The sequence below is a fragment of the Hymenobacter segetis genome, from assembly GCF_038448715.1.
Lineage (GTDB): Bacteria > Bacteroidota > Bacteroidia > Cytophagales > Hymenobacteraceae > Hymenobacter > Hymenobacter segetis.
Genome location: NZ_JBCEVZ010000065.1, coordinates 1 through 25,910, shown reverse-complemented (window position 1 = coordinate 25,910; position 25,910 = coordinate 1). Strand labels below are relative to the sequence as shown.

The window sequence follows — 25,910 nt, the reverse complement described above, 5'->3', positions numbered from 1 at the left end:
GACATCAACCTGACCATTAAAAAAGGCCAGACCGTGGCGCTGGTGGGCGGCAGCGGTGGCGGCAAAAGCACCCTGGCCGACCTCCTCCCCCGCTTCTATGACCCCAGCGCCGGCCAGATTCTCATCGACGGCCACGACCTGCGCGCCTGCTCCCTGCACTCGGTGCGCGACCAGATGGGCATCGTCACTCAGGAAAGCATCCTGTTCAACGACACCATTTTCAACAACATCCGCTTCAACACCGCCGCCACCGAGGCCGAGGTAATGGAAGCCGCCCGCATCGCCAACGCCCACGAGTTCATCATCGCCAGCCCCGATGGCTACCAGACCGTCATCGGCGACCGGGGCTCGCGCCTCTCGGGCGGGCAGCGCCAGCGGCTGAGCATTGCCCGCGCCATCCTGCGCAACCCGCCCATCCTCATTCTCGACGAAGCCACCTCGGCCCTCGACACCGAGAGCGAAAAACTCGTACAAGAAGCCTTACAGCGCCTGATGCAGAACCGCACCTCGCTCGTCATCGCCCACCGCCTAAGCACCGTGCAGCACGCCGATGAAATCGTGGTGCTCCAGCACGGCCGCATCGTGGAGCGCGGCACGCACGATGAGCTGTTGCGGCGCGAGGGTGGCGTGTACCAGCGCCTGAGCTCGATGCAGACCAACGCCGCGCTGGTCTGAGAAACACCTATCTTTCGCCCTAAACCAACTTTTTCGCCATGCTCGCCCTCAAACGCATTGTCACCGTCGCCGTCATGATTTACCTGCTGTTGGCGCTGCTGTTCATTCTCGTTCCCGCCGTGCGCACCTCGGTGGCGGATATGGGCGCGGGCCTGTCGGTTCCGGAAAAGGAGCGGCAATTTTTCTACGTCATGTTCGTGATTGGTGCCGTGCTAATGGCCCTGCACCTGGTCACCGAAAACCTCGACAGCGTGATGCTGCGCCGCACCGTAACCCAGTACGAAGGCAAAATCAACGAGCTGAAAGCCAAACTCTACGACCAGCAGCAGCGCACCAGCATCACACCTCCGACTACTGGCCCGCGCACCATCGACGGCCGCAACCTCGATGCGCCCGTGGTGCGCGACCAGCCCACGCAAAGCCAGGCGGCCGGCACTACCAGCACCACTGAAAATCGGACGGTTGACCACCTGCCCCAGCCCACCTTCCCCCAGACCGACCCCAGCCTGAGCAACACCCCGCCGGCCGACCGACCACCGCTGGCCTAGCTGAATGAACTAATCGTCTGTCATCCTGAGCGGAGCGAAGGACCTTATCACGGCTGAAAGAATACCGCTCAGCCGTGATAAGGTCCTTCGCTCCGCTCAGGATGACAGATTTGAAAAACTAATTACCGACTACCCAAAAAGTGCCTGACGCCTCTCTCCCCGACCTAATCCGCGCCGAGCTGACCGAAGCCCGCGCCGTGCTCGACCGCTTTTTGGCCGACCCGGCCCACGTGGCTAGCATCGCCGCCGCCGCCGAGCTCATCGCCGCCAGCCTGCAAAGCGGCGGCAAAGTCCTCACCTGCGGCAACGGTGGCAGTCTCTGCGACGCCCAGCATTTCGCCGAAGAGCTCAGCGGCCGCTACCGCCAGAACCGCCGCGCCTTGGCCGCCATCGCCCTCACCGAAGCCTCGCACATGACCTGCGTGGCCAATGATTTCGGCTTTGAGTTCGTCTTCAGCCGCTTCGTGGAGGCCCTGGGCCGCCCTGGCGATGTGCTGCTGGCCATCAGCACCAGCGGCAACTCGCCCAACATCCTGCGCGCCGCCGAAGCCGCCCGCGAGCTGGGCATGACCGTAGTTTCCCTCACCGGCAAGGACGGCGGCCAGCTCGCCGGGCTGAGCGACGTGGAGATTCGCGCGCCGCACTCCGGCTACGCCGACCGGATTCAGGAAATCCATATCAAGGCCATTCACATCATGATTCTGATGATTGAGAAGCTAGTGATTGGTTAAAAGCCATCATGACAAGCCCCAGAGGGGCGGCATGTCGGTAGTAAAACAGCATTCCCTTCAAGTTTAAGCCCCAGCGGGGCGACACTCGTTTGCGCAAGTGTCGCCCCGCTGGGGCTCAATCGTTCTTAGTGGCACCATTGCTACCAATATGTCGCCTCTCCGAGGCTTAGTGACGGATAGTTGTAGTTGCTTCCTAGCTTTACAGCTCCGTTGCTTTCCATCATCGCCATTCCCTAACTCTACCCAACCTCATGCTTACCAAAACCTTCGGCTCAGCCGTGCAGGGCGTCAATGCCTACACCATCATCATCGAAGTGGTGGTTTCGGCGGGCACTGGTTTTAATGTGGTGGGCTTGCCGGATAACGCCATCAAGGAGAGCCAGCAGCGGATTGAGGCGGCGCTGAAGTTTCGCGGGTACCGCATGCCGCGCACCAAAACGGTGGTGAACATGGCCCCTGCCGACATCCGCAAGGAGGGCGCGGCCTACGATTTGCCCATCGCGCTGGGCATCCTGCACGCCTCACAGCAGCTGACGACGGAACGCCTGACGGAGTACGTGATAATGGGCGAAATGGCGCTGGATGGTGAATTGCGACCTATAAAGGGCGTGCTGCCCATTGCCATTCAGGCGCGCAAGGAAGGCTTCAAGGGCATCATTCTGCCCAAGGAAAACGCCGAGGAAGCCGCCATTGTCAACAACCTCGACGTGATTGCCGTGAGCAGCATGCAGGAGGCCATTGACTTCTTCGAGGGCCGGCTGGAAATCACGCCCACCGTGGTGGACACCCGCGACCTGTTTCAGCACACGGTGAACAAGTATACGGCCGACTTTGCCGACGTGCAGGGCCAGGAAAACATCAAGCGGGCGCTGGAAATCGCGGCGGCCGGCGGCCACAACGTCATCATGATTGGCCCGCCCGGCGCGGGCAAAACTATGCTGGCCAAGCGCCTGCCCAGCATCCTGCCGCCGCTGAGCATGCAGGAGGCGCTGGAAACCACGAAAATCCACTCCGTAGCCGGCAAGCTGGCCGGAGGCGGGCTGCTGAGCACGCGGCCCTTCCGCGCCCCGCACCACACCATTTCGGATGTGGCACTGGTGGGCGGCGGCGGCAACCCGCAACCGGGCGAAATCTCGCTCTCGCACAACGGCGTGCTGTTTCTGGATGAGCTGCCCGAGTTCAAGCGCACGGTGCTGGAGGTGATGCGCCAGCCGCTGGAGGAGCGCCGCGTAACCATTGCGCGGGCCAAGCTCAGCATTGAGTTCCCGGCCAATTTTATGCTCATAGCTAGCATGAACCCCTGCCCCTGTGGTTATTATAATCATCCTGAGAAAGAATGCGTGTGCGGCCCCGGCGTGGTGCAGAAGTATTTGAACAAGGTTTCCGGGCCGTTGCTCGACCGCATTGATTTACATGTTGAAGTCACGCCTGTGACGTTTGACCAGATGACGGAATCGCGCAAATCCGAAACCAGCGCCGACATTCAGGCACGTGTGGATAAGGCCCGTCAGGTGCAGGAAAAGCGGTTTACAGATTACGTCGACATCCATTCCAACGCCATGATGCCGCCCCAGATGGTGAAGGACATCTGCCAAATTAGCGAAGATGGCCGCCAGCTGCTGAAAACGGCCATGGAACGCCTCGGCCTCTCGGCTCGCGCCTACGACCGCATTCTGAAAGTAGCCCGCACCATTGCCGACCTGGCCGGCACCGATGATATTGAGATTAACCACCTGGCCGAAGCCATTCAATACCGCAGCCTCGATAGAGAGGGCTGGGCAGGATAACTCGTTATGTATAAAGCCCTCGTCAAACCCCTCCTCTTCAACCTCGACGCCGAGCGCGCCCATCACCTCGTTTTCGATAACCTGCGCCGGGCGGCGCGGGTGCCGGGCACGCCAGCTCTGCTGCGGGCGCTGTACGATTTCCAGCACCCAAGCCTGGAGCGCGAGGTTTTCGGGCTGAAATTTCCGAACCCAGTGGGGCTGGCGGCGGGGTTTGATAAGAACGCGGCCCTGACCGATGAGCTAGCCACGCTGGGCTTTGGCTTTGTGGAAATCGGGACGGTGACGCCCCGGCCGCAGCCCGGCAACCCCACGCCACGCCTATTTCGGCTGCCGCAGGATGAAGCGCTGGTGAACCGCATGGGCTTCAACAATGACGGGGCGGCCGTGGTAGCGGCGCGGCTGGCCCGGCGGCGCAACCGCCAGCTTATCATCGGCGGCAACATTGGAAAAAACAAGGACACGCCCAACGAGCGGGCCGCCGAGGACTACGTAGCCTGCTTCGAGGCGCTGGCCGAGGAGGTGGATTACTTCGTGGTGAACGTGAGCTCGCCCAACACGCCTAACCTGCGCCAGCTGCAGGAGAAAAAGCCGCTGATTGAGCTGTTGCAGCAGGTGCAGGCCCGCAACCACGCCCGCGCCACGCCGCGCCCGCTGCTCCTGAAAATCGCGCCCGACCTGACGGATTCGCAGCTCGATGACATCTTGGAAATTGCCCGCGAAACCCGACTCAGCGGCCTCGTAGCCACCAATACCACCATCAGTCGTGATAATCTGAGCACCGAGGCTAGCTACGTGGCCTCGCTGGGCGCGGGCGGTTTGAGCGGCAAACCGCTCCGGGCGCGGGCCACCGAAGTCATCCGCTACCTGCACCGGAAATCCGACGGCGGGCTGCCGATTATTGGCGCGGGCGGCATCCACTCGGCTGCCGATGCGCAGGAAAAGCTGGATGCTGGGGCTTCGCTCATTCAGCTTTACACCGGCTTTATCTATGAAGGGCCGGCGCTGGTGAGCCGGATAAATCGGAGCCTGGTGCGAGGCTAGCGCGCTGCACCCGCACGCGCTGGTGCCAGTAGCGGATAAGTGGGACTCCCAACACCGTAGGCCAGAGGAAATTGTAGGGAAACGGAATGAAGTGCAGGCTGGTGACCGAAAACGCCGATACCGCCGCGATATAAGAGGCCAGGAAGCCAGAAATGTGGTTCAGTAGCCATTGGTTTTTGGTCCAGCGGCCGGCGTTGGCGTAGCCGCGCAGCTGGCGGAAGGCCGTGCCCGCGCCGAGCACGCCGAACACGCCAACCGGAATATTGCGGGCGAAAACCGCATAAGCCACCGTGCCCAGAAACACCGCCAGCCCTACGCCTGCCACCGCCCAATCGAACGCAGCCACGCGGGCATCCCAGGCCAGTGGTTTCAGAAACAAAGAGCGGTAGCCGAAGCCCGCCATGTACAGGCTGAACACCGCCGTGAGCAGCAAAAATAGGCTGTGAATGTGCTGCGCTCCCACCAGTGCCGTGGTGCCAGCCACCGCCATCGCCCAGAAAAACACCCGCCCCCAAAGACGATGCGCGGCCCCGCCCTTGCGCACAGCCAGCGCCACCGGGGCCACAAAAAAGCCCGTGAAGCCGGCGGCAATGTGTATCCAGCGGTTGATTTCGAAGAAGGTTTCCATGCGATGCAGTCGGCAGGTGATGAATACAGCCGAAAGATGGCGCACATCCCCAGGTTTGCCACGCAAGAGTTGCCCGAAGCGTCGCCGATGGCTGCCGAAGCGGCAGAATACCTTTCCGAAAGACCTACGGCGTTAGCGGAAGTCTGCGATATGCTCGGGCCGGTGACCGGGCAGCCGGGCTCCAACTTTGAACTCGATGACATCGGCCGCGCCGCGGTGAATCTTCAAATCAACGGCCCCAAATACGGCATCGGTGAAGTGGTATTTCAGGCCCAGGCGCTCGTAGTAGGCGGTGCTCGATTTGTAGGGCGCGTACACGTAGAAGCCCAGGTGCGACACGAATGCCAGCCGGCCAAACAGCAATTCGTGGCCCACAAATACGCCTACTTTCTTCACGTCGGGCTGCTGGCCGCCGGCGCGGGTGGTATCCTCCAGGGTGGCTTTCAGGCTGCGGTCGTTGAAGCCTTCCACGCCCAGCAGCAGGTTGGATTTGCGGTTGACGCGGCGGCCCACGGCCAGCGTCAGCGAGTTCACGAGGTATTTGTGCTTGTCGCCTTCGGTGCGCTGCTTGAAGCCCAGGCTGGTGCTCACGTTGATAAAATTGGTGCCGATTTCGGCCGGCAGCGGCCCGCCCGCATTAAACGTGGGAGCCGGGCGCAGCTCGTGATAGTTCAGCCCCAGCACCACCGAGGGCAGGTTCACGCCGAAATTGGGCTTGGTGGTGGCCCCATTGGAATAGTGGTTCAGGCCGGCCCCCACCAGCAGGCCCAGGTGTGGCGTGAGGGCGTAGTCGTACTCGAACCGGAACTGCAGCGTGGCGTTCAGGGCCGAGCTGGCGATGGTGTTCTTGTGGTTGGTTTCTTGGTTGTAGGGGTTGGTGAGGTAGGCCAGGCCCGCGCCCAGCCGGAAGCTGAAATCGTGCTTCGGCCCGCGCGAAAACGTCTTGCTGATGTAGGGGCTGGCCGCGAAAGCGTAGCCCAGCACCGGGTTATGAAAGTCGTAGTACGTGAGCGCCAGGCCAATTTTGGGAAACTTGTACCAGGCGTGCCAGGGGGCCGCGCCGGTGGTCTGGCGCTGCAAATTGATTTCGAACCCCGTGGGGTGCGAGGCCACCAGGTGCCGGATGGCGTAGGTGTGCGCCATGATGATGCTGCCCTGCGCATAAGCACCTACTATAAACGGCGCGTGCGGAGCCACCCGCGCCACGGAATCCGGAGCCTGGGCGGAGGCGGCCCAGGGCATGGCCAGGCTCCACAGCAGTCCCGGCATTATAATCTTACTCACCTTCAAAATAGCGTCACCCTTCATATCGATATACTGGACCGACGTCAAAAATAAGCCTCTGTAACGCTGATTGATAGATTCGAACCAAAAAAATAACGCACCCTTTCCACAACCCTTGGCCACTGGGACCGATATACACCCTGATTTTGAGCCAAGACAACAGATTGTCTTCAGAATTCATCTTATCATTTTTATCCCTCATGAAAAAAACCATCCTATCGCTGGCGCTGCTGGCTGGGCTATCCAGCGCGGCGAAAGCCCAAACCGGCCTCAAACTCGGCCTCAAAGGCGGCTTCAACGGCGCCACATTCTCCGGCAACGACTCGAAAGGCAACCAATACAAGGCGGGCTTCACGGCGGGCGGCCTTATCAACTACGGCTTTTCGGACCTGATTTCGGTGCAAGGCGAGCTGCTGTATTCGCAGAAGGGCGCTTCCATTGACGGCATCAACTACACTACGGCCTCGGCCAGCACCACCAACGGCACGTTCAAATCGACCATTGGCTACATTGATGTGCCGATTTTGCTGAAAACCACCATTGGCGAGGACGGCAAAGGGCTGTTCTTTGAACTGGGGCCGCAGGGCAGCTTTGTAATCAACAACCGCGACTTCATCGAGGATGGCGGCGGCAAGCAGATTAGCTCCTCCAACACCAGCACCGACGACCTCAACAAAGTGGTAATTGGTTACGTGGGCGGCATCGGCTACCAGATTACCAGCGGCTTGGGCATTGGCCTGCGCTACGCCGGCGACATCTCGCAGGTCTACAAGGACGGAGCTTCCAAAAACCTCTTCTCCTCGGCGGCCAGCGGGTTCAAGGGCCAGAACCCCAGCGTGCGCAACTCGGTGTTCCAGTTGCAGGTGCACTATATGTTTGGCGGCAACTAGCCTTCGGTTTATCCGCTTAAAAAGAGGCCCGACTTCCCCGTGAAGTCGGGCCTCTTTTTTTGTTAAATCGCCGGGGCAGGCACTTTTCTGTGCGCCGGGCGCAGCAAAATCAGCAACCTATTATCACTGCGCCGGGTATAAGCCCCAAGCCTATTTATTCAGCGTTTTTGACACTGACTATCAATATCTTCACCATTTCTTCATCATGAAAAAATTCATCCTTCCCATCGTGTTGCTGGTCAGTACCATTGGCGTGGCGCAGGCGCAGCAGCCCGCCAATACGATTGGCATCAAGGCCGGCTACGGCATCACCAGTCTGTCGGGCAGCACCAGCAACGGCTATTCGTCGGTGACCCACTCGGCCTACCAGGCCGGTCTCATGGGCGACGTGTATTTTGGGGAAGCCATTTCCTTCCACCCCGAAGCGCTGTACACCAAGCAGTATTTCGATGCCAAAGACCTGCTCAACCAGAGCCGCGACGTGGACTACATCAACGTGCCGCTGCTGGCCCGCTACCACGCCGATGGCTTGTTCTTTGAAGCCGGCCCGGAAGTCAATTTCGCCCTCTCGGGCAAGGACGAAGCGGGCGCGGACATCAAAAGCCGCGACGTGACGCCGGTGGCTTTCGACTACGTGGTGGGCCTGGGTTACGAGCTGCCGGTGGGCCTTTCGCTGGGCGTGCGCTACGACGGCGGCATCAGCCACACCTACAAGGACACGGCCAACAATGGCCTGGGCGCTGGCAACCTGCGCTCCAGCACGTTCTGGTTCAACCTGGGCTACGCCTTCGGCGGCACGGGCCGCTAATAAGCTATTCCGGCACAACACCAAAAGCCCGGTTTCCGCAATGGAAACCGGGCTTTTGCGTTACAAAAGGCTTGGCCGATGGTTGCCGGCGGGCAAACGCACGCCCGGCCCGACCGTAGCTTTGCGGCATCACCTATCTACTTCGCTTATGAAAAAGACTCTTTTTACCCTCGCGCTATTGGCCGGGCTCACGGGTGCGGCACAGGCCCAGAACGTTTCGCTGGGCCTGAAAGCGGGCGCTACGTACTCCAACTTTGTGGGGGCCGATGCCGCTGGCTACAAGGACATTTTTGGTTTTCACGGCGGCGTATTTGCCAATATTGGCATCACGGATATGTTTGCCTTTCAGCCCGAATTGCTGTACTCCCAAAAAGGAGCCAAATCGCCGGCTTTAGCGGGCGGCGATGTTACCCGGCGCTTGCATTATATAGACGTGCCGCTGGCCTTCCATGTCAATGCCGACGGGCTGTTTTTTGAAGCCGGGCCACAGGTGGGGTTTCTGCTGGCGGCCCAGGATAAGTATAACGGCTCATCAACCGCCCTCGACCGCTCCAACTTCAATACCATTGATTTGGGCTACCTGGCGGGCCTGGGCTACCAGCGCAAAACCGGGCCGGGCATCGGGCTGCGCTACAACGGTGAGTTCACCAACTACCGGCAGGCCCTTACGGTGGGCAGCACCACTTTCCAAAGCCGCATCCGCAACAGCGCATTTCAGCTGTACCTGACCTATTCATTCGGCGGGCGTTAAGCCCCGGCACCCACGCAAAAAGCCCGGTTTCCGCAATGGAAACCGGGCTTTTGCGTTACCAAAGAAGTGGCAGCCGTTGGCCAGCGGGCAAACGCCCGCCCGGCCCAACCTTAGCTTTGCGGTATCACCTATCTACTTCGCTTATGAAAAAGACTATTTTAACCCTCGCGCTGCTGGCCGGGCTCACGGGTGCGGCGCAGGCGCAGCACAGCATCCGGTCGCGCAGCGAGCCTTCGAGCGGCTTGTCATTGGGCGTGAAAGCCGGAGGCTCCCGCTCCACGCTGAGAACCTACGATGGCACGGCCTACGAAGGCATTTACGGCTACCACGCCGGCGTTTTTGCCAACCTGAAGCTCAGCAAGCACTTCGCTTTTCAGCCCGAACTACTGTACTCGCAAAAGGGCGCAAAAGTCCCCACCAGTGACGCGGGCTATTTGGTTACCCGGCGCTTGCACTGCGTAGACTTGCCCCTGCTCTTCCACGTCAACACCCATGGCTTCTTCCTGGAGGCCGGGCCGCAGGTGGGCGTGCTGGTGGCCGCCCAGGACAAGCAGGGCGACGCCACCGCCACACTCAACCGGGGGCGGTACTTCACGACGGCCGATGTTGGCTTTGCGGGCGGCCTGGGCTACCAGCGCAGGTCCGGCCTGGGTGGCGGCCTGCGCTACGTGGGTGGAATCAGCAGCATCAGCAAAGACACTTCGCAAGGCACCACTGCGGTGCAGAAAGAGGCCCGCAACAGCGTGCTTCAGCTGTACCTGTCCTATTCCTTCAATGCCCTGAACTAGCCCCGCTGCCCCAGTAAAAAGCCCGGTTTCCGTTGCGGAAGCCGGGCTTTTGCGTTTGATTTGCAGCAACTTCATTTATCATCCTTTCCCCATGCCTCAAACCCGGCTCCTGATTCCCTTTTTGATAGTACTAGCGGCGGTGCCAGCCTGGGCGCAGCGCACGGGCCGGGTGGGCCTCAAGCTGGGTGGCAGCCTGACCAGCTACCGGGGCGAGGACGCGTACGCGGGCGGCAGCAACCGGGGCGGCTTTTGCGGCGGGGGTGTGCTGCATTTGCCCATCAGCCCGGCTTTTTCGGTGCAGCCCGAGTTTCTGTATTCGCAAAGAGGGGCCAGCAGTCAGTTTTTTGTGCTGCCGAATAACATGTCCGCAACGGGCAATCAGCGGCTGGCCTACCTGGAAATGCCGGTGCTGGCCAAGCTGCGCAGCCACACGGGCATTTTCGTCGAGGCAGGCCCCACCCTATCCTATCTGATAAGCGCCAGCGCCGAACTAGGCGGGCAGAACAATTACGACAACCGCTTTAATTTCAAAGACCTGGAGGTGGGCTATGCGGCCGGCGTGGGGTATCAGGGGCAGGGCACCAAGGGGCTCCTGCTCGGCGTGCGCTACACCCGGGGGCTGACGTCGGCGTTCAAAGCCGGGGCCTACCGGGGCGTCACCGGCGAGCCCGACATCTACAATCAAGGCTTTCAGCTCTACGCCGGGTTTATTTTCTTTGGCCGGCCCCAAGCCGAATTCCCGCAATAAAGCCCCGCTTTCGGGTGAAAACGGGGCTTTGCATTGAGAACTTGCTGATGGCCGCTTACTTGGCCGCCGCGTAGTTGCGGTAGAAATGCGGGATGGTTTCGATGCCTTTCAGGAAGTTGAATACGCCGAAATGCTCGTTGGGCGAGTGGATGGCATCCGAATCAAGCCCGAAGCCGAGCAGCACGGTGTCCAGGCCCAGCTCCGACTTGAACATGGCCACGATGGGGATGGAGCCGCCGCCGCGCGTGGGCACCGGGCGCTTGCCGAAGGTGGTTTCCATGGCATCGGCGGCGGCTTTGTAGGCCACGGAGTTGGTAGGAGTCACCACGGGCTCGCCGCCGTGGTGGGGGCGCACTTCCACCGTCACGCCCTGCGGCGCGATGCTGGTGAAATGCTTTTGGAACAGCGCCGTGATTTCGTCCGAAGTCTGGTGGGGCACCAGGCGCATCGAGATTTTGGCGTGGGCCTGCGAGGCGATGACGGTTTTGGCCCCCTCGCCGGTGTAGCCGCCCCAAATGCCGTTCACGTCGAGCGTGGGGCGGATGCTGGTGCGCTCCATGCTGCTGTAGCCTTTTTCGCCGTAGCTGTCGGGCAGGCCGATGCTCTTTTTAAATTCTTCTTCCGAGAATGGGGCTTTGGCCATTTCGGCGCGCTCGTCGGCGCTCAGCTCGTCCACGTTGTCGTAGAAACCGGGGATGGTGATGTGGCCGTTGGCGTCGTGTAGGCTGGCAATCATCTCGCACAGGGCATTGATGGGGTTTTGCACCGCGCCGCCGTAGAGGCCGGAATGCAGGTCGCGGTTGGGGCCGGTCACGGTTACTTCGTGGTAGCTCAGGCCGCGCAGGCCCACTTCGATGCTGGGCACGTCGTTGGCCAGAATGCCGGTGTCGGAGATGAGAATCACGTCGGCTTTCAGCTTCTCCTTGTTGGCCTTCACGAAGATTTCGAGGTTGTTGGAGCCAATTTCCTCCTCGCCCTCAAACATGAACTTGATGTTGCAGGGCACGCCGCCCTGGCCGTCGCGCATCATCATTTCGAAGGCTTTGACGTGCATATACACCTGGCCTTTGTCGTCGCAGGCGCCACGGGCGTAGATTTTCTCGTCTTTGATAACCGGCTCGAAGGGTGGCGAAGTCCACAGCTCGTAGGGGTCGGCGGGCTGCACGTCGTAGTGGCCGTACACGAGGACGGTTTTGGCTTCGGGGCTCACGATGTAGTCGCCGTACACGATGGGATTGCCGGCCGTGGGGCAGATTTCGACGTTCTGGACGCCGGCTTCTTCGAGGCGGGTTTTGAGGAAGTCGGCGGCCTTCAGCACGTCGGCGTGGAACTTGGGGTCGGCCGACACGGACGGGATGCGGAGCCAGTCCATCAGCTCGTTGAGGAAGCGGGTTTGGTTATCGGCGAGGTAATTGGCCATGCGGAGCAAGTGTGTAGGTTGGGAATGCGGAAGTAAAAGTAGCGGGCTGCGGTGGAATGAGTCTGCCGACTGGTGTAGGCTTTGGGGAGCGGAAGAATAAATATTGAGAATTCTCGATGTTTTTTATCCCATTAGTATGTATTACAAAGTACCTGACATATGTTTGTACTATCTATTACAAACCACCGCCTCAGCCGGCGACTGCCCCTCGTTTCCAATCCTCCTTATTTCCTGCGAACATGAGCCAGCCCATCAATCCCACCCGCCCCACGAACCGCCACCGGCTACCATTATTCGTCTGGGGATTTATGTTGGTTTTTTTACTGGCCGGCACCTGTTTTCAGCGCGCTGAGGCGCAGACCCCAGCCGACAGCGTGGACCTTTTCCTGGCAGCGAAAATGCGGCAGCTCCGCATTCCGGGCTTGCAGCTGGCCGTCATTCAGCACGGGCAGGTGGTGAAGCTGGGGCAATACGGGCTGGCCAATATTCAGGACTCCATCCCCGTGAGCCGCAAATCGCGCTTTACCATCAATTCCATTACGAAGGCCTTTGTGGGGGTGGCGGTGATGCAGCTGGTGGAAGCCGGCAAGTTGGACGTGGCCGCGCCCATCTCGCGCTACCTGACCGGCCTACCCGCCGCGTGGCAGCCCGTGACGGTGCGGCAGCTGCTGACGCACACCTCCGGCCTGCCCGAAATAATGGGGGATGACGACATGGTGACGGAGGCCAACGAAAACGCCGCCTGGGCCAATGTGCAGCAGAAACCAATGGAGTTTGCCCCCGGCGAAAAGTTCAGCTACAACCAGACCAATTACCTATTAGTCGGCAAAATCATCGACCAGCTCAGCGGGCAGCCCTTCGCCACATTCATCCAAAAGCGGCAGCTGAACGTGGTGGGCATGCCCCGCACGGCCCTCGGCGACTCGCACGACGTGCTGCCCAACACCACCCGCGGCTACTCCTATTCCAAGGTGGTGAACGGCGAATGGCAGCGGTCACGCGAGCCGCGCAACCTGTTTGAGGTGTACGCGCCCTCTATGCGCACGGCCTCGGGCATGACCTCGACGGCGGAGGAAATGGCCCACTGGCTAATTGCCCTGCAACAGGGCAAGCTGCTGAAACCTGCCAGTCTGCCGGTGCTCTGGGCCCCGGGCCTGCTCACCAACGGCCGGCCACAGGGCTTCAACCGCCTGCAAAACGGCTACGCGCTGGGCTGGCCCACTGTATTGCGCCCCGAGCACCGGGCCGTGGCCCCCACGGGCGGCGGCCGCTCGGCCCTATTCATCTACCCCGAAGATGACCTGGCCATCGTAGTCCTGACCAACCTGATGGGGGCCAACCCCGACATGTTCATCGACGAAATTGCCGGGTATTACCTGCCTGACATGCGCCCGGCCACCGGCTTTGGCCTGCCGCCTACCATTCGGGCCCTGCATACCCAGCTGCGCAAACGCGGCTTCAATCAGGCCGAAACCTTGGTGAAGCAGGCCCGCAAAAAGAGCCCCACGTACCAGCTGCCCGAAACCGAAGTAAACGCCTGGGGCTACTCTCTGCTGAAACTGGCCCAGCCCCAGAATGCCCTGGAAATCTTCAAGCTCAACGTGAGTCTGTACCCTCAGAGCGCCAACGCCTACGACAGCCTGGGCGAGATGTACGCCGAAATGGGCAACCGCGAGCTGGCCCGTAAAAACTACCAACGCTCGCTGGCGCTAAACCCAAAAAACACCGGCGCCGCTGAGTATCTGAAGAAGTCTTTGTAGTAACTCCTTTCCTTTTGGGCTGGATGCGCGGAAATTCACTGCCGCGCATCCAGCACCAACTCGCGTATCATTAACTCGCCCAACTGCCAGGCTTCGGACCAGTCTTTCTCGGGACTTTCGAAGGTGAGCAGGTAGAGAGTATCCGTTTTGGCGTTGGCCAGGGCCAACTGGTACACGATGCGCGGGTCGGCATCGGGCGGAGCATCGCGGTAACGCACCGTCCATTTATGAAACTGGCCTTCGACGGAAGCAGCCTTTTCCAGCACCTGCTGACCCCGGCCGAAGCCCGTGCGCATCATCAGCAGTTCGGCGTATGCGGCGGCGGCGCGCTTGGTGTGGGCCGTGGCCTTGCGCACCACTTGCAGCGAGAGTCCCGTCTGAAACTCGTCGCTTTCGCCGATTTGCTCCTGGGTGAGGTAGTAGGTAGGCGCGCCCTTCTGGCCCTCGGCCCGGTAGTACCAGCCGGCGGGCAGCAGCGCGGCGGCCTTGCCATCGGGCAGCGCCTGCCAGGCAAAGCCGGCGGGTGGATTGGTCAATTTAGCATCGTACTTCTGCGCAATAGCCGGCAAGGCAAGGAGCAGCAGAACAATAATGCGGAGCATAGGCGAGGAAGCAATAATCATCCCCTACTTCGCCCACGGCAGCGGCACCCTACTCTCCGTCCCACTCCGCAGACGGCCGATATTGGCCCGGTGGGTGTAGATGAGCAGCGCGGCCAACAGAAACCCCACGTACACCAGAAACGGCTGCGCCGGCCGGAACTGCGGCAGCAATTGCAGCAGCGCGAAGGTGACGCCCGCCGTCATGCTGGCCAGGCTCACGTAGCGGAACAGCAGCAGCATCACGATAAAGACGAGCATGCATACGCCCACCGTGGCCGGGGCCACGCCCAGCATCATACCCAGGATGGTGGCTACGCCCTTGCCTCCCCGGAACTGCGCAAATACCGGGTAGATGTGCCCCACCACGGCCATCGCGCCGCAGGCCAGCCGGTAGTACAGCTCGTGCTCGGGCGCGATGGCCCCTTGCGCCACCAGCCACTGCGGCAGAAAATACGCGGCCACAAAACCCTTCAGCGCATCAATGAGCAGCACGAAGGAGCCGGCCTTGGGGCCGAGGACGCGGAAGGTATTGGTGGCCCCGGCATTGCCGGAGCCGTGCTCGCGGATATCGGCCAGGTTGAAGAAGCGCCGGCCCACCCACAAGGCCGTGGGAATGGAACCGAGTAGGTAGGCGGCCAGGAGCGCCAGGGCGATGTAGAGGAGGTTCATAAGTTAAAGGAGGAAGTGAACGTCACTCCCCTCCTTACAAAGGAGGGGATATTTTGCTGAAAGCAAAATTGGGGTGGTTGAATCGTTGAACGTCTTGCGGCCGCAATGTCCGGGTATCGTTCAACGATTCAACCACCCCAATTTCAGCTTTACTGAAATATCCCCTCTCCGCTTGATGCGCGGAATCATCTGAGGAGGGGAGTGACGTTCTAGCTGTCGCCGAAGGGGTCGTCGGCTTTTTTCTTCTTCTGCTGCTCCTCCTCCTTCTTCCTTTTCTCCTCCTCCTTTTTCGCCTTCTCCTCTTCCTTTTTCAGCTTTTCGGCTTCTTTGGCCTGGCGAGCGGCTTCTTTTTTAGCGTCGGCGGGGTCGGGAGTAGCATCGGTGGCGGGCGTGGTCGCGGCGGGCGGGGTGGCGGCTGGAGTGGTAGCACCAGCAGCAGCCGGCGTGGTGGCGGCGGGGGTAGTGGCAGCGGCCGGCGTGGTGGTAGCCGGCGTAGTAGCAGACGGGGCCGGGGCATCAGCCGCCTTTTCCTTCGCCTTCTCTTTCACCACGGGCGGAGCCGGGGCAGGCTCGTCCAGCACGCCATCGCCGAAGGGGTCGTTGGCTTTGGCTTTTTTCTTCTTCTTGGAGGCCGGCTCAGCCGCCGCCTCGGCGGGGGCGCTGCCAGGGTTGGCGCTGGCATCGGCATCACCGAAAGCGTCGTCGCCCTTGCCCTTTTTCTTCTTCTTCTTGTCGTCCACGGTGTCAAACTTCTCGGCCGGCGGCGGGGCCGATGGGCGAGCGGCCAGCTTGCCGCTCTTACCCAGGAAATCCTTTTGGAAATGCGAACGGAAGGCATCCACGTCCGAGTAATCGCCCAGGAAGGCGCCGTAGCTGGTAGCCGTCTGGTAGTCGCCTTTGGCCTTGCCGCCTACTTCGGCGTCGAAGGCCTCGTTTTGCGACTTGGCCAGCAGGATGTTATTGGCGTAGCGCAGGTAGTACCAGCTCTGGGGCTCGGGCTCCAGGTAAATCTCGACGAGGTCGGTGCCGTTTTCGCGGCGGATTTCAATCAGGCCGTCAATCAGGGCATTCAGCGGCTGCTTGCCTACGCCCGCGATGCCAATCTGGCCCACCGAGTACCAGGCGCGCTTCTTCTCGTTCCAGCGCAGGTTCACCTTGCTCAGCAGCAGGGTGTGCATGAATTTGGGCGAGAGCTTCATGAGCGGGTCGGCGGTGCCTTTGCGCATGGTGTAGGCTTCTACCCCTTTGTCGCCGATAAACTGGCCGATTTTGTAGAGCTCATTGGTGGAGCCGTCCTGCGCTTCGGGCGAGTTTTTGGTGATTTTGGCAATCTCCAGGCCCATCGCATCAATGGCCTTGGGCGGCATGTTGATGTCGATGCCCAGCAGCGCGTCGATGGTGTAGCGGGCGCTGTCGGGGTTGGCGGTGCCCACGCCGCTGCCCATCATTTTGTAGTCCTTGCTGGAATTGATGAAGGACATTGGCCCCCGGAAGCTGATGGTGTTGGTGGAGTCGGCGTAGGTGAGCGACGCGCCTTCGTAGGCATTCACGTCGGTGGGGTCGTTGCGCGAGATGCTGTACTGGCCCTTGCGGTCGTCGTAGCGCAGCTTGCCATCTACTTTGAAGATGGGCACGTCGGTGGTATTGGGCAGGGTGGCGGCGTAGAGCGGGTACACCTTGTTGGTCTGGTCCGACATAAACAGGCCGGTCACGAGCGGCGTGCCGTCCTCGGCCTTAATGTCCTTCAGGTTCAGGCTAAAGTTCTTGGGGTCGATGGAATCCTTCACCGCAATCCACTCGGCCGAAGCGCGGTTTTTGCCGAATTGCAGCTGCACCTCGCCATCAAACACGAAGCCCCGGCGCTGCGAGTTCAGCTGCACGGCGCCCCGGTAGCCGATGCGCGGCGTGAGCTTAAACTTGGCGTTGGCATCCACGTTGGCACTAGCGATGGTGGCCGGGCCGGCGGCGGGTTCGGCGTTGTCGTCGGTCTTTTTGCGGCCCAGCAGGCCTTTGCTGCCTTTGGTGGTGCCGGCCAGCACGGCGTTGGGGTCGGGCTCGAAGTTGGTGAAGCGCAGGGCCACCGAGTCACGAGCCGTTTTGAAGCTGTAGAGGGCATTGCCGGTGAATGCCACTTTCGACAATACTTCGATGCTGCCCTTGTAGAGCTTGTGGAATTTGGCCAGCGAATCGAGTTCGATTCCGGCGTTTTTGAAGCGCTGCAAGCGGCCGTTGGCCAGAATGTTCACCTTGCCCGAATCGGGGATAATCCAGGCATCGGCGGCGGCGATGTGAGGCACGCCGCCCACCTTCATCTGGTACTTAGCCAGGTCATACACACCGGAGGAAGCCTTGAACTTGAGGCCCATCTGGTCGGGGTTGGTGGAGTAGAACGACGACTTGGTGGAGTCGGCCCCGGGCGCTACGCGCAGCTGCACCAGCTTCTTCTTGAAGTCCCAGTGCCCGCCGCTGAGCGTGGTTTTGAATTTCGAGTAGGGCAAATCGATGCTGGCCTTGCTGCCTTCCTCGCGCTTGAAGTCGGCAAAGCCGCGCTTCAAATCGTAGTCGAATGCCACATCGTTGGCCGTAAGAGCGGGCTTGTTGGCCTCACCCGATTTGATGCTGAGGGCAGCCTTTTTGCCCGAGTAGCTGTCGGATTTAAACGTGAATTCCGGCGACTTTATGAAGGACTGCGGCCCATCCAGTCGGCCGTTGCCGCCGGCATTGTGCGGCGTGAGCAGGGCCGTGCCCTTGAAATTGTAGCCGCCGGCCGTAGTGGGCGTCTTGCTCTTGGGGTCGGCTGCCGCCGAGTACAGCCGGATGGCCTCGCCCGAGCGCGGCGTGGTGAGGTACATGGAATCCTGGCGCACGTTCCAGTTCATGAGGTAGCCGGTGGGCAGGCTCATTTTGGGGATGTCGACGCCTTCAGCCTTTTTAGCCGCGATGGACCCGGTCTTGCCCACGGTCACCACCGAGTCGCGGTAGAACACGAACTGGTCGGAGGTAAACGTGCCGGTCTGGTACGTGATGGTGCCATTGGCCTGCAGGCCTTTGCCGTCCATCTTCACCTTGTTAAACACGCGGCCCCGGCCCTTGTAGAGCGGGAAACCGTCCTTCGGCACGTCGTACACGAAGCCCAGCGAGCCGTCTTCCTGCATCGTGAGCTTGGTTTTGATATCGGGAATGATGCCGCCGCTGCGGAAGGTGCCATCGAACCCGGCCGACGACTTGCCGATGCCGTTGAGCGAGTCGAGCTTGAACGGCGGAATATCAAATACCATCGTCGAATCATACGCCCCGCCCAGCACGTCCTGCTTGCCGAAGTACACGTTGGCCCCGCTCTTGGAGTCGAAGGACGGGTACTGGCCCTTCTTTTTGCGGCCCGATTTGTTCTTGGGGTCGTTCAGGTAGAGGCGGCCGGTGGAGAACTTGCCCTTGTTGGTGAGGGCGAAATCGGCGTGCTTGCCGGTGGGCTTGCCCTTGGCATTCTTGGCCTCGCTGCGAATGACGATGGAGTCAATCTTAGCCATGTCGACATAGAAACCGTCGTAGTCAAACTTGAAATCGCGCCCCTTGAAGCGCATGGCCGAGGCCACCACCGCGCCGCCGAAATTGATGTTCCGGTTCTTGCCGATGCGGATAATGGCGCTGTCTGGCTTCACGTACACCGTGGCAGAGTCGTCGGAAAAGTTGAAGCGTTCCACGCCGCGCACCAGCAGCTCGTTGGTGTTCAGGTTGAGCGTGGCATTGCGGCCCGAGCCCGAGAGCGACTTGATGGCGATGTGGTCGTAGTCCTTTTTGTCGCGGGCCGAGGCCACGTAGTGCGCGCCCTTGGGCAGGATGGTCACGTCGCCGGTCTGGGAATTCCAGGCCACATAGCCGTCGCGGGCCAGGCCGGCCATGTCGGAGCGCATGTTGGGCACCGAGGTTTTCAGGTTCTCGGCCAGTTCGCTCACGTTGATGGTTTTCACGTCGCCGTGGGCCTGGCTGTAGCCCACCAGCATCTGCAGCGGGTGCAGCCGGTTGATGCTTTTGAGCTGCTGGTAGCGGTTGTTGGTGAAGAATTCCTTGCTCTCAAAATCGGCTGAGCTCTGATTCTTTGAGGAAAGCACCGCGAAGTCGATGGTGGGCTGACGCAGGTTCCAGGTCAGGGCCTCCGTGCGGATGTCCAGCTGGTGGTAGGAGTCACTGTAGGGCGTATTTTTATACAGGCCTTCCTCCCGCGAGAGCTTCAGCTGCTGCTTGCCTTTCAGGTATTTGAGCTGCGCGCCGGGGTGCGTCAGCGAGTCTTTCGCGCCCTCGTAAATGGTGACGGCGGCGCGGCTGGCTGTAATCACCGAGTCGCCGAGCACGTAGGCCCGCGAGGCGGCTTTGAACTTGGGCTTGCCGTCGAGGCTCACCGTGAGGTTGGCCAGCGAGCCATCGAGGGCCGCGCTGAGCACCTTGCCGCCGGCCATCGAAATGCCGCCCCGGTACTGGATATTTTCGCCCAGGTTTTTGATGCGGGCATCGTTGGTGAGCGAGATGAAGCGCGGGTAGCCGGTGTCGGGTGCGCCGGGCTTGCGCCGCACGCTCTTGTAGCTGAGGGCACCTTTCACGGGCGCTTCCAGCACGGCGGGGTAAGTCAGGGTCACGGGCTGGGCGGTGAACTCGGGCTTGGTCATGTCGAAGTCGAAGCCCGCCAGCTCGGCCGTCACCAAGTTGGTTTTGATGGACCACACAAATTGGCCACCCGTGGCAATGAAACGGTTGGAATTGGGCACGGCCGTGCCACTCACCTTCTTTATAAATACCGAGTCGCCGCCGGTGGCCATAAATAGGTCGGCATCCTTCACCACGATTACCGCGCCCCGGGCGGGCGGCGGCGCGTAGGCATCGTATACTGCCGAGGGCGTGAACGACGGAGCCGGCGCATCAAAATCGGAGGAAGCCGGCGTGGTGGCGGCAGCAGGTTTGGCAGCGGCTGTGGCCGGGGTGGCTTTGGTAGCGGGCTTGGCGGCGGCGATGGCTTTTTTGGCGGGCGCTTTTTTCACGGGTGCGCCCCAGCCATCATCATCGCCCCAGCCACCGCCCGAGGGCGACGACCACATATCGGCCGTGTCCCAACCGCTACTTGATTTCTTCTTGGGCGCGGGCTTGGCGGCGGCTTTGGTTACGGGCTTGGTAGCGGCTGGCTTTTGGGCTACGGGTTTGGCGGCGGGCAGCGGCTCTTCCTTGGGAGCGGGCGTGGGCGCGCCAAACTCCAGGTTCGACTCGGGGGCCGCGATGGGCGAGTAGGCGAACGAAACGGTGCCGGCTACGGCCCGCAGCGTGTTGTAACCCGAGCGGTAGAGGTAGCCGCCGGTGAAGAAGCGGTTGGTACTGACGAGGAATTTCTCGGTTTCCTGCGGGGCTTCTTTGTCCAGGGTCTGGTTCAGCACGTCGAGGTACTGGTCCATCTGCGCGTCGCTGAGCTTGGCCAGGTTCTTCCCGTTCACGATACTGCCAAACAGCATTTCGAAATGCGGCCGGGGCTTGAACTTCTTGGCCAGCATGGTTTGCGACAGCGCGATGATGCGGGCCTGCTGCGAGCTGGTGAGGCTGTTCGAGGCCCACAATTCTTTCAGGCGGGCACCGGTCACGCGGGCGGCCGCGTTGTTGGTGCTCGCCATCATGCCCTGCACGTCGTTGATGTACTGTACGGGGTCGGTCGAGAGCTTGCCGACCTGGTAGCGCGGCGCAGCGGATGGGACCGCGCCGGCGGGCGCGGCAGGTTTGGTTTGCGCCAGCGCGGGCGCGGCAAAACCCAACAGCCCCAGCCACGCGATACAAACACCAATTACTTGCTTCATAAAGTCTGTTAATTCAGTAACAATGACCCGGTGGCCCGGCTTTAGGCTGCGGCGGGCCGGGCAGTATTGCCCGGCGTCGCCCCGCCCCTGCCGACGGCCCGCCCGGCCGCACACACAATCCAACGGGTGGTTTTTTCAACGCAAACGCCTGGCCCGAAGGATAGTGCCCGGCGCGGCCCATAAAAACCCGGTACAAGTTAGGCACAATCAAAAAAGCAATTTGTCAACGACCGGGCTTAAAGTGATTTGCCTTTTGATTATCACGTTTTTTCCCGCCAGTATCCTTTTCCTTTTTCCTCGGCTGCTAGCCCGGCCGGGCTTTACATTTGACGCATGACTTCCTCCTCCCCTATTCGCACCGCTTTGCTGGCCTACGGCATGTCAGGCAAGCTTTTTCAGGCCCCGTTTCTGGCCGCGCATCCAGGCTTCGAGCTCTACGGCGTGGCCGAGCGTACCGAGCAGCGCATGCACCGCGATTACCCCAACATCCATAGCTACCCCAGCGTGGCCGAAGTACTGGCCGACCCCACCATCGAACTGGTGGTGGTGAACACGCCCAGTAACACCCACTTCGACCTGGCCAGCCAAGCCCTGCACGCCGGCAAGCACGTCCTGCTGGAGAAGCCCGTGGCTACGTCCGTCGCTCAGCTCCAGGAGTTGCTGGCCTTGGCCCAGCAGCAGGGCCGCCACCTGCTGGCCTACCAGAACCGCCGCTGGGACAGCGACTTCCAAGCCGTGCGCCACGTAGTAGAAAGCGGCCAGCTGGGCCAACTCTTCGAAGTGCACATTCGCTACGACCGGTACAAGCCGGCTCTGCATTTCAAGAAATTCAAGGAGGAGCCCGGCCCCGGCGCGGGCCTGCTCTACGACCTCGGCCCGCACATCATCGACCAGGCCCTAAGCTTGTTTGGGCAACCGCTCAGCGCGCAAAAAACCCTGGGCAGCTACCGCCCCGGCACCCAGGTCGATGACTTTTTCTCGCTCCACCTGCGCTACCCGGCCGGCCTGAACGTATGGGTAAGCTCGGGCCTGCTCATCGCCGCCCCCGTGCCCGCCTACGTGCTGCACGGCACCCAAGGCAGCTACCAAAAAGGCCGCACCGATGTGCAGGAAGCCCAATTATTGCAAGGCATCTCTCCCCTGGCCCCCGAGTACGGCTACGAAAAGCCCGGCCAGGAAGGCCGCCTAACCCTGGCCGCGCCCGACGGCACCCTCAGCACCATGTCCGACCCAGCCGCGCCCGGCGACTACATGGGCCTGTTCGAAGCCGCGTTCCAGGCCATCCGGCACGACGTGCCCTACCCCATCCGTGACGAGCAATTGCTGTGGCAAAATGAGCTACTGGAGCAACCCGAAGTAATGTAGAGACGCATAATTGCGTCTCGTCGTCTGCGCAGGTTGAGCTATTACACCGTTCAACGATGAGACGCAATTATGCGTCTCTATGGGGTTTTCCCCACCACCAACCGCTCACCCAGCGCCCGCTCCAATTCCGGCAAATCGTAGTACCGCAGCACACCCGGCAGCACTTCCGAATACACGTTTTTGCTGGCCGGCTGCGCCATTAGCTCTTGGTACGAAGGCGGAATTTTATCCACCGTCAGGCGGGTGATGGCGGGCTGGAGCACGGCCGCGTGCAGCGCCGGCCCCACCGCCCGGCCGCTGGCGCGCAGCTCCACGGGCGCGCCGGCCAGTGGGTCAGTATTGCGCACGAACATTTGCAGGATGTCGATATCGGCCAAGCGCTGGATGGGCAGCGGGCGGCCTTCGTGCAGGGCCAGCATGGCATTTCGGTATTCGCGGTTGTAGTATTTAGGGTCGACGGCGGAGCTGGGGTCGGCGGTTTCGCCCAGGCCGCGCAGGTCGGCCAGCAGCACTGCCGTGCCTTGCTGGAGGTAGGCCTGCACTTGGGCCGCACTGCTGTCGAGCACGGCCCCTTTGCCGCCATCGGCCAGCCAGATGAGGACTTTGGCAGGCCGGGCCGGGCCGGCGGGCAGGGCCAGAAGCAGGGGCAGTGGCGGCTCGCCCGGCCGGCGCAACACGAACTTTCGCAGGGTCAGGCCGGCGCGGCGCAGGGTATCCAACGGCCGTATTTCTACCCGCGCGGGCTGGGCGTCGCTGGTTATTGCCGGGGCGTAGCCAAGCTGCTGTTGCCGCACCGCTGCCACTATTTCGGCGGCTGTAGCCGGGCGGCGGGCAGCCAGTTGCTGGGCTTCGGTCAGATGCTGAGTGGCTAGCGTGGCTTCATCCCGAAAGGCAGTGTTGACCTGGCCGGTGGCCGTGCATTGCAGCTCTTTAGTGGTTGAAACTGGCAAATTTCCCTCCCGCACCGGCGCGGCATCGCCATAAAACCAACGCCGAAACCACGCCACGGCCACCTCGCGCTTGGGCTGCGAAATGCCGTGGCCGTCATCATACGTGAATAAATCGAGTTGCTCCGCCTTACCCAAAGCCTGATAGATGCGGCGGGTTTCGGCCGTGGTAGCTTCGATTTGGGTGTAGTCCACGAAATCATAGCGGCCGGCCAGAATCAGCAGCGGCCTGGGCGCGAACATGATAGGCCAGTCGGCGATGTCGAGGTGGGCGCGGCCGGCGCCGGGCAGTTGCACGCAGCCATCGGCGGGGCCGGTCAGCTCCAGGTTTTTCTCGCCGCTGGCCACGTAGCTGCACAGCGCGGCCACTTTCATGCGCGGCTCCAAGGCCATGAAATAGGCCGTTTGGGTAGCGCCGCCCGAGTTGCCGAGGCAGCCCAGCCGGGCGGTGTCCACCTCCGGGCGCGTGAGGAGATAATCGAGGCTACGGGCGTTGTCCCAAAACTCTTCACCGGGTGTATTCTGACCCAACAGGGTAGCGTCGGCATTCATAAGCGTGTGCTCAGTAGTGCCGCCGCGGGTGAGCGACTTGCCGGCCGCATCGGTCAGCTGCATCCGCTCGCCCTGCGAGATGGGGTCAATCACGAGCACCACAAACCCGTGCTGCGCGAGCAGAATCGCCGTTTTCTGATAAGAAACCGTGGCTTTCGATTCCTGCTCGTGCCCACAGAACAGCAGCACACCGGGCTTCTTCCCCTTGCCGGCCGGCACGTACAAATTCGCCGTAACGTGGTGGTGCGGTGTGCTTTCATAGATGATTTTCTCAATCTGAAAGCCCGGCTGCTGCAGCTTGCCCGTCACCTGCGCCCGCAGTGGCGTGCGGACCGGCAGCGGCCCCAGCACCCGCCGGAACCGTGCTCGCACGCTGTCGCGGTAGGCCGCCGCGCCGGCGGCCGATTGTGCGGCGCGGTCCAGTTCGGCGGCGCGGGGCGCGTACTGCGCGTGCAACTGCTGCAACAGGTAGGTACTGAGGGTAGCCGGCGCTTTCCAGTCGAGCACGTTGGGACCGGGCTGCTGGGCCTGGGCGGCCTGACCTAAAAGCACAGCCAGCCCAATCAGCAACCCGATTTTTGCCCGCGCCGCCATATTATCAGGAAGCGGCTACGGCCTGCAGCTCCTTCACCAAATCGGCGGAGCCTACGAAGAGCGGGGCGCGCTGGTGCAGGTCGGCGGTGGGCGGCACGTCGAGCACGACATCGGCCCCGGTTACGGCCATGCCGCCGGCTTGCTCGATGAGGAAGGCCAGCGGGTAGCATTCGTAGAGCAGGCGCAACTTGCCGCCAGGCTTGTCGGCCGTGGGCGGGTAGAGGTAGATGCCGCCCGTGAAGAGGTTGCGGTGGTAATCTGCTACCAATGAGCCTACGTAGCGGGCCGTGAGGCGGCGTTCCTTGCAGGTGGTGAGGTAGGTTCGCACAAACTCGGGGTAGTCGAACCAGTTGCCCTCATTGCAGCTGAACACCGGGCCGTGTTGCGGAATCTTGATATCGGGGTGCGAGAGGAAGAATTCGCCCAGCGAGTTTTCGTAGGTGAAGCCAGTCACGCCATGCCCGGTGGTGTACACGAGCATGGTGCTGGAGCCGTACAGGATGTACCCGGCCGCAATCTGCGCCCGCCCGCCCTGCAAAAAGTCCTCCTTGCGGGCCGGCCCGCCAATGCGCGACACCCGGCGATAAATGCCGAAAATGGTGCCGATGCTCACGTTCACGTCAATGTTGGACGAGCCGTCGAGCGGGTCGATGGCCACCACGTACTTGCCGTTGTCGTTGCCGGTCTGGATGATTTCTTCGTTCTCTTCCGAGAGCACCGCGCAGGCCTCGCCGCCGTTGGTGAGGGCGCGGATAAAGCGGATATTGGCCTCCACATCGAGCTTTTGCTGGGCCTCGCCCTGCACGTTCTGCTCGCCCATGGCCCCAGTGATGCGCGAAAGGCCAGCGCGGTTCACCTCGCGGTTCACGATTTTACCGGCTAGGGCGATGTCGCGCAGCAGCTGCGAAAGCTCTCCCGTGGCGTACGGAAACTCGGCCTGCTTGCGCATAATGTAGCGCTCCAGCGTGGTGCCAACGGGCGTGGCAAGGGCATTTTCGGTAAGGGTCTGGGACATATGGGTGGGTGATATTACAATGTGTAGAACGTCGTGCTGAACTCGGCGAAGCACCTCGGCCGCGCAGTTAATTCAATCGATTGCAGCGAAGCGACAGAGATGATGCAGCGGCTCGGACGCTGGATAAGCATGACGTTCCAGGAAGGGCTTGTTGCTATGAAGCTTGTTTCTGGGCTTGCCAGAGCACTACCTGCCAGCCTTTTTTCTTGTCTTTAATTTGCACCACCACGTACTTGATGCGGGCTACGCTGGTGCTGCCATCGGGCTTGGGCGGCGAGGTGATGCGGATGGTGCCGTTCACGACGGCGGTTTTGTCGTCGTTGTAGATGCGCACGTTCAGGGCATCTATTTCGATTTTGCCGTACTGGCTTTTGCCTTCTTTAATGCTCTGGATGTACTCGATTTTGGTGTTTTCGTGGCCGTCGCCGTGGGTGTATACTAGGTCATCGCCCAGTACTTTTTCGAGCACAGCGTAGTCC

At 61.3% G+C, this 25,910-nt stretch carries 21 protein-coding genes; 12 read left to right on the top strand and 9 right to left on the bottom strand.

The annotated features are described in order from the left end of the window. From AAFH49_RS18860 to AAFH49_RS18840, 5 genes are all read left to right on the top strand, one after another. The coding region (locus AAFH49_RS18860) for an ABC transporter ATP-binding protein (protein WP_342300623.1) at positions 1-675 on the top strand (675 nt) is incomplete at its 5' end. Between the two features lie 38 nt (positions 676-713). Next, complete coding sequence (locus AAFH49_RS18855) at positions 714-1,223, top strand: hypothetical protein (RefSeq protein WP_342300622.1); 510 nt, start codon at positions 714-716, stop codon at positions 1,221-1,223. 140 nt (positions 1,224-1,363) lie between these two features. Further along, on the top strand, positions 1,364-1,954 hold the full coding sequence (lpcA, locus tag AAFH49_RS18850; RefSeq protein ID WP_342300620.1) for a D-sedoheptulose 7-phosphate isomerase: 591 nt from the start codon (positions 1,364-1,366) through the stop codon (positions 1,952-1,954). Between the two features lie 251 nt (positions 1,955-2,205). Continuing rightward, positions 2,206-3,741, top strand: coding sequence for a YifB family Mg chelatase-like AAA ATPase (locus tag AAFH49_RS18845; RefSeq protein ID WP_342300619.1), 1,536 nt, complete (start codon positions 2,206-2,208; stop codon positions 3,739-3,741). Between the two features lie 6 nt (positions 3,742-3,747). Further along, on the top strand, positions 3,748-4,782 hold the full coding sequence (locus tag AAFH49_RS18840) for a quinone-dependent dihydroorotate dehydrogenase (RefSeq protein ID WP_342300618.1): 1,035 nt from the start codon (positions 3,748-3,750) through the stop codon (positions 4,780-4,782). Here AAFH49_RS18840 and AAFH49_RS18835 read toward each other — a convergent pair. Next, positions 4,724-5,410, bottom strand: a complete 687-nt coding sequence (locus AAFH49_RS18835; protein ID WP_342300617.1) for a DUF2306 domain-containing protein — start codon at positions 5,408-5,410, stop codon at positions 4,724-4,726. The two genes, AAFH49_RS18840 and AAFH49_RS18835, sit on opposite strands and share 59 nt — an antisense overlap. 132 nt (positions 5,411-5,542) lie before the next feature. Next, on the bottom strand, positions 5,543-6,718 hold the full coding sequence (locus AAFH49_RS18830; protein WP_342300616.1) for an acyloxyacyl hydrolase: 1,176 nt from the start codon (positions 6,716-6,718) through the stop codon (positions 5,543-5,545). Between the two features lie 176 nt (positions 6,719-6,894). On the opposite strand from AAFH49_RS18830, the gene AAFH49_RS18825 reads away from it, so the two are divergent. The 5 genes from AAFH49_RS18825 to AAFH49_RS18805 all read left to right on the top strand — a co-directional run bounded on the left by AAFH49_RS18825 (position 6,895) and on the right by AAFH49_RS18805 (position 10,679). Then, positions 6,895-7,584 (top strand): porin family protein, encoded by a 690-nt coding sequence (locus tag AAFH49_RS18825; RefSeq protein ID WP_342300615.1) that lies wholly within the window; start codon positions 6,895-6,897, stop codon positions 7,582-7,584. A 205-nt stretch (positions 7,585-7,789) separates the two neighbouring features. Beyond that, positions 7,790-8,392, top strand: coding sequence for a porin family protein (locus AAFH49_RS18820; RefSeq protein ID WP_342300614.1), 603 nt, complete (start codon positions 7,790-7,792; stop codon positions 8,390-8,392). Between the two features lie 148 nt (positions 8,393-8,540). After that, entirely contained in the window at positions 8,541-9,143 is a 603-nt protein-coding gene (locus tag AAFH49_RS18815) for a porin family protein (RefSeq protein WP_342300612.1), read from the top strand. A gap of 143 nt (positions 9,144-9,286) precedes the next feature. Further along, positions 9,287-9,931, top strand: coding sequence for a porin family protein (locus tag AAFH49_RS18810; RefSeq protein ID WP_342300610.1), 645 nt, complete (start codon positions 9,287-9,289; stop codon positions 9,929-9,931). 91 nt (positions 9,932-10,022) lie between these two features. Continuing rightward, the gene (locus AAFH49_RS18805) at positions 10,023-10,679 is read left to right on the top strand and encodes a porin family protein (protein ID WP_342300609.1); all 657 of its coding nucleotides are present in this window, start codon (positions 10,023-10,025) and stop codon (positions 10,677-10,679) included. A gap of 55 nt (positions 10,680-10,734) precedes the next feature. Here AAFH49_RS18805 and AAFH49_RS18800 read toward each other — a convergent pair whose 3' ends face one another. Continuing rightward, entirely contained in the window at positions 10,735-12,099 is a 1,365-nt protein-coding gene (locus tag AAFH49_RS18800) for a dipeptidase (protein WP_342300608.1), read from the bottom strand. A 308-nt stretch (positions 12,100-12,407) separates the two neighbouring features. On the opposite strand from AAFH49_RS18800, the gene AAFH49_RS18795 reads away from it, so the two are divergent. Then, positions 12,408-13,859 (top strand): serine hydrolase domain-containing protein, encoded by a 1,452-nt coding sequence (locus AAFH49_RS18795; RefSeq protein WP_342300606.1) that lies wholly within the window; start codon positions 12,408-12,410, stop codon positions 13,857-13,859. A 35-nt stretch (positions 13,860-13,894) separates the two neighbouring features. Here AAFH49_RS18795 and AAFH49_RS18790 read toward each other — a convergent pair whose 3' ends face one another. The 3 genes from AAFH49_RS18790 to AAFH49_RS18780 all read right to left on the bottom strand — a co-directional run bounded on the left by AAFH49_RS18790 (position 13,895) and on the right by AAFH49_RS18780 (position 20,958). Then, positions 13,895-14,461: a hypothetical protein gene (locus AAFH49_RS18790; RefSeq protein ID WP_342300605.1), complete on the bottom strand. Its 567-nt coding sequence runs from the start codon at positions 14,459-14,461 to the stop codon at positions 13,895-13,897. 24 nt (positions 14,462-14,485) lie between these two features. Next, positions 14,486-15,130 carry a glycerol-3-phosphate 1-O-acyltransferase PlsY gene (gene plsY / locus AAFH49_RS18785; protein WP_342300603.1) on the bottom strand — a complete coding sequence of 215 codons (645 nt, stop codon included), beginning with the start codon at positions 15,128-15,130 and terminating at the stop codon, positions 14,486-14,488. Between the two features lie 209 nt (positions 15,131-15,339). Then, positions 15,340-20,958 carry a hypothetical protein gene (locus tag AAFH49_RS18780; protein WP_342300602.1) on the bottom strand — a complete coding sequence of 1,873 codons (5,619 nt, stop codon included), beginning with the start codon at positions 20,956-20,958 and terminating at the stop codon, positions 15,340-15,342. Between the two features lie 333 nt (positions 20,959-21,291). Here AAFH49_RS18780 and AAFH49_RS18775 point away from each other — a divergent pair, with 333 nt between their 5' ends. Beyond that, the gene (locus tag AAFH49_RS18775; protein ID WP_342300600.1) at positions 21,292-22,323 is read left to right on the top strand and encodes a Gfo/Idh/MocA family oxidoreductase; all 1,032 of its coding nucleotides are present in this window, start codon (positions 21,292-21,294) and stop codon (positions 22,321-22,323) included. A gap of 77 nt (positions 22,324-22,400) precedes the next feature. Here AAFH49_RS18775 and AAFH49_RS18770 read toward each other — a convergent pair whose 3' ends face one another. The 3 genes from AAFH49_RS18770 to AAFH49_RS18760 all read right to left on the bottom strand — a co-directional run. After that, on the bottom strand, positions 22,401-24,416 hold the full coding sequence (locus AAFH49_RS18770) for an alpha/beta hydrolase family protein (RefSeq protein ID WP_342300599.1): 2,016 nt from the start codon (positions 24,414-24,416) through the stop codon (positions 22,401-22,403). A 4-nt stretch (positions 24,417-24,420) separates the two neighbouring features. After that, positions 24,421-25,431 (bottom strand): class 1 fructose-bisphosphatase, encoded by a 1,011-nt coding sequence (gene fbp / locus AAFH49_RS18765; RefSeq protein WP_342300598.1) that lies wholly within the window; start codon positions 25,429-25,431, stop codon positions 24,421-24,423. Positions 25,432-25,585: 154 nt separating this feature from the next. Then, on the bottom strand, positions 25,586-25,910 hold a 325-nt coding region (locus tag AAFH49_RS18760), incomplete at its 5' end, for a nuclear transport factor 2 family protein (RefSeq protein ID WP_342300596.1).

Bases quoted from the DNA above. Each gene is read 5' to 3' on its own strand.
- AAFH49_RS18855 (WP_342300622.1), top strand. From the start codon at position 714: ATGCTCGCCCTCAAACGCATTGTCACCGTCGCCGTCATGATTTACCTG.
- AAFH49_RS18845 (WP_342300619.1), top strand. From the start codon at position 2,206: ATGCTTACCAAAACCTTCGGCTCAGCCGTGCAGGGCGTCAATGCCTAC.
- AAFH49_RS18840 (WP_342300618.1), top strand. From the start codon at position 3,748: ATGTATAAAGCCCTCGTCAAACCCCTCCTCTTCAACCTCGACGCCGAG.
- AAFH49_RS18835 (WP_342300617.1), bottom strand. From the start codon at position 5,410: ATGGAAACCTTCTTCGAAATCAACCGCTGGATACACATTGCCGCCGGC.
- AAFH49_RS18830 (WP_342300616.1), bottom strand. From the start codon at position 6,718: ATGAAGGGTGACGCTATTTTGAAGGTGAGTAAGATTATAATGCCGGGA.
- AAFH49_RS18825 (WP_342300615.1), top strand. From the start codon at position 6,895: ATGAAAAAAACCATCCTATCGCTGGCGCTGCTGGCTGGGCTATCCAGC.
- AAFH49_RS18820 (WP_342300614.1), top strand. From the start codon at position 7,790: ATGAAAAAATTCATCCTTCCCATCGTGTTGCTGGTCAGTACCATTGGC.
- AAFH49_RS18815 (WP_342300612.1), top strand. From the start codon at position 8,541: ATGAAAAAGACTCTTTTTACCCTCGCGCTATTGGCCGGGCTCACGGGT.
- AAFH49_RS18810 (WP_342300610.1), top strand. From the start codon at position 9,287: ATGAAAAAGACTATTTTAACCCTCGCGCTGCTGGCCGGGCTCACGGGT.
- AAFH49_RS18805 (WP_342300609.1), top strand. From the start codon at position 10,023: ATGCCTCAAACCCGGCTCCTGATTCCCTTTTTGATAGTACTAGCGGCG.
- AAFH49_RS18800 (WP_342300608.1), bottom strand. From the start codon at position 12,099: ATGGCCAATTACCTCGCCGATAACCAAACCCGCTTCCTCAACGAGCTG.
- AAFH49_RS18795 (WP_342300606.1), top strand. From the start codon at position 12,408: ATGTTGGTTTTTTTACTGGCCGGCACCTGTTTTCAGCGCGCTGAGGCG.
- AAFH49_RS18790 (WP_342300605.1), bottom strand. From the start codon at position 14,461: ATGCTCCGCATTATTGTTCTGCTGCTCCTTGCCTTGCCGGCTATTGCG.
- plsY (WP_342300603.1), bottom strand. From the start codon at position 15,130: ATGAACCTCCTCTACATCGCCCTGGCGCTCCTGGCCGCCTACCTACTC.
- AAFH49_RS18780 (WP_342300602.1), bottom strand. From the start codon at position 20,958: ATGAAGCAAGTAATTGGTGTTTGTATCGCGTGGCTGGGGCTGTTGGGT.
- AAFH49_RS18775 (WP_342300600.1), top strand. From the start codon at position 21,292: ATGACTTCCTCCTCCCCTATTCGCACCGCTTTGCTGGCCTACGGCATG.
- AAFH49_RS18770 (WP_342300599.1), bottom strand. From the start codon at position 24,416: ATGGCGGCGCGGGCAAAAATCGGGTTGCTGATTGGGCTGGCTGTGCTT.
- fbp (WP_342300598.1), bottom strand. From the start codon at position 25,431: ATGTCCCAGACCCTTACCGAAAATGCCCTTGCCACGCCCGTTGGCACC.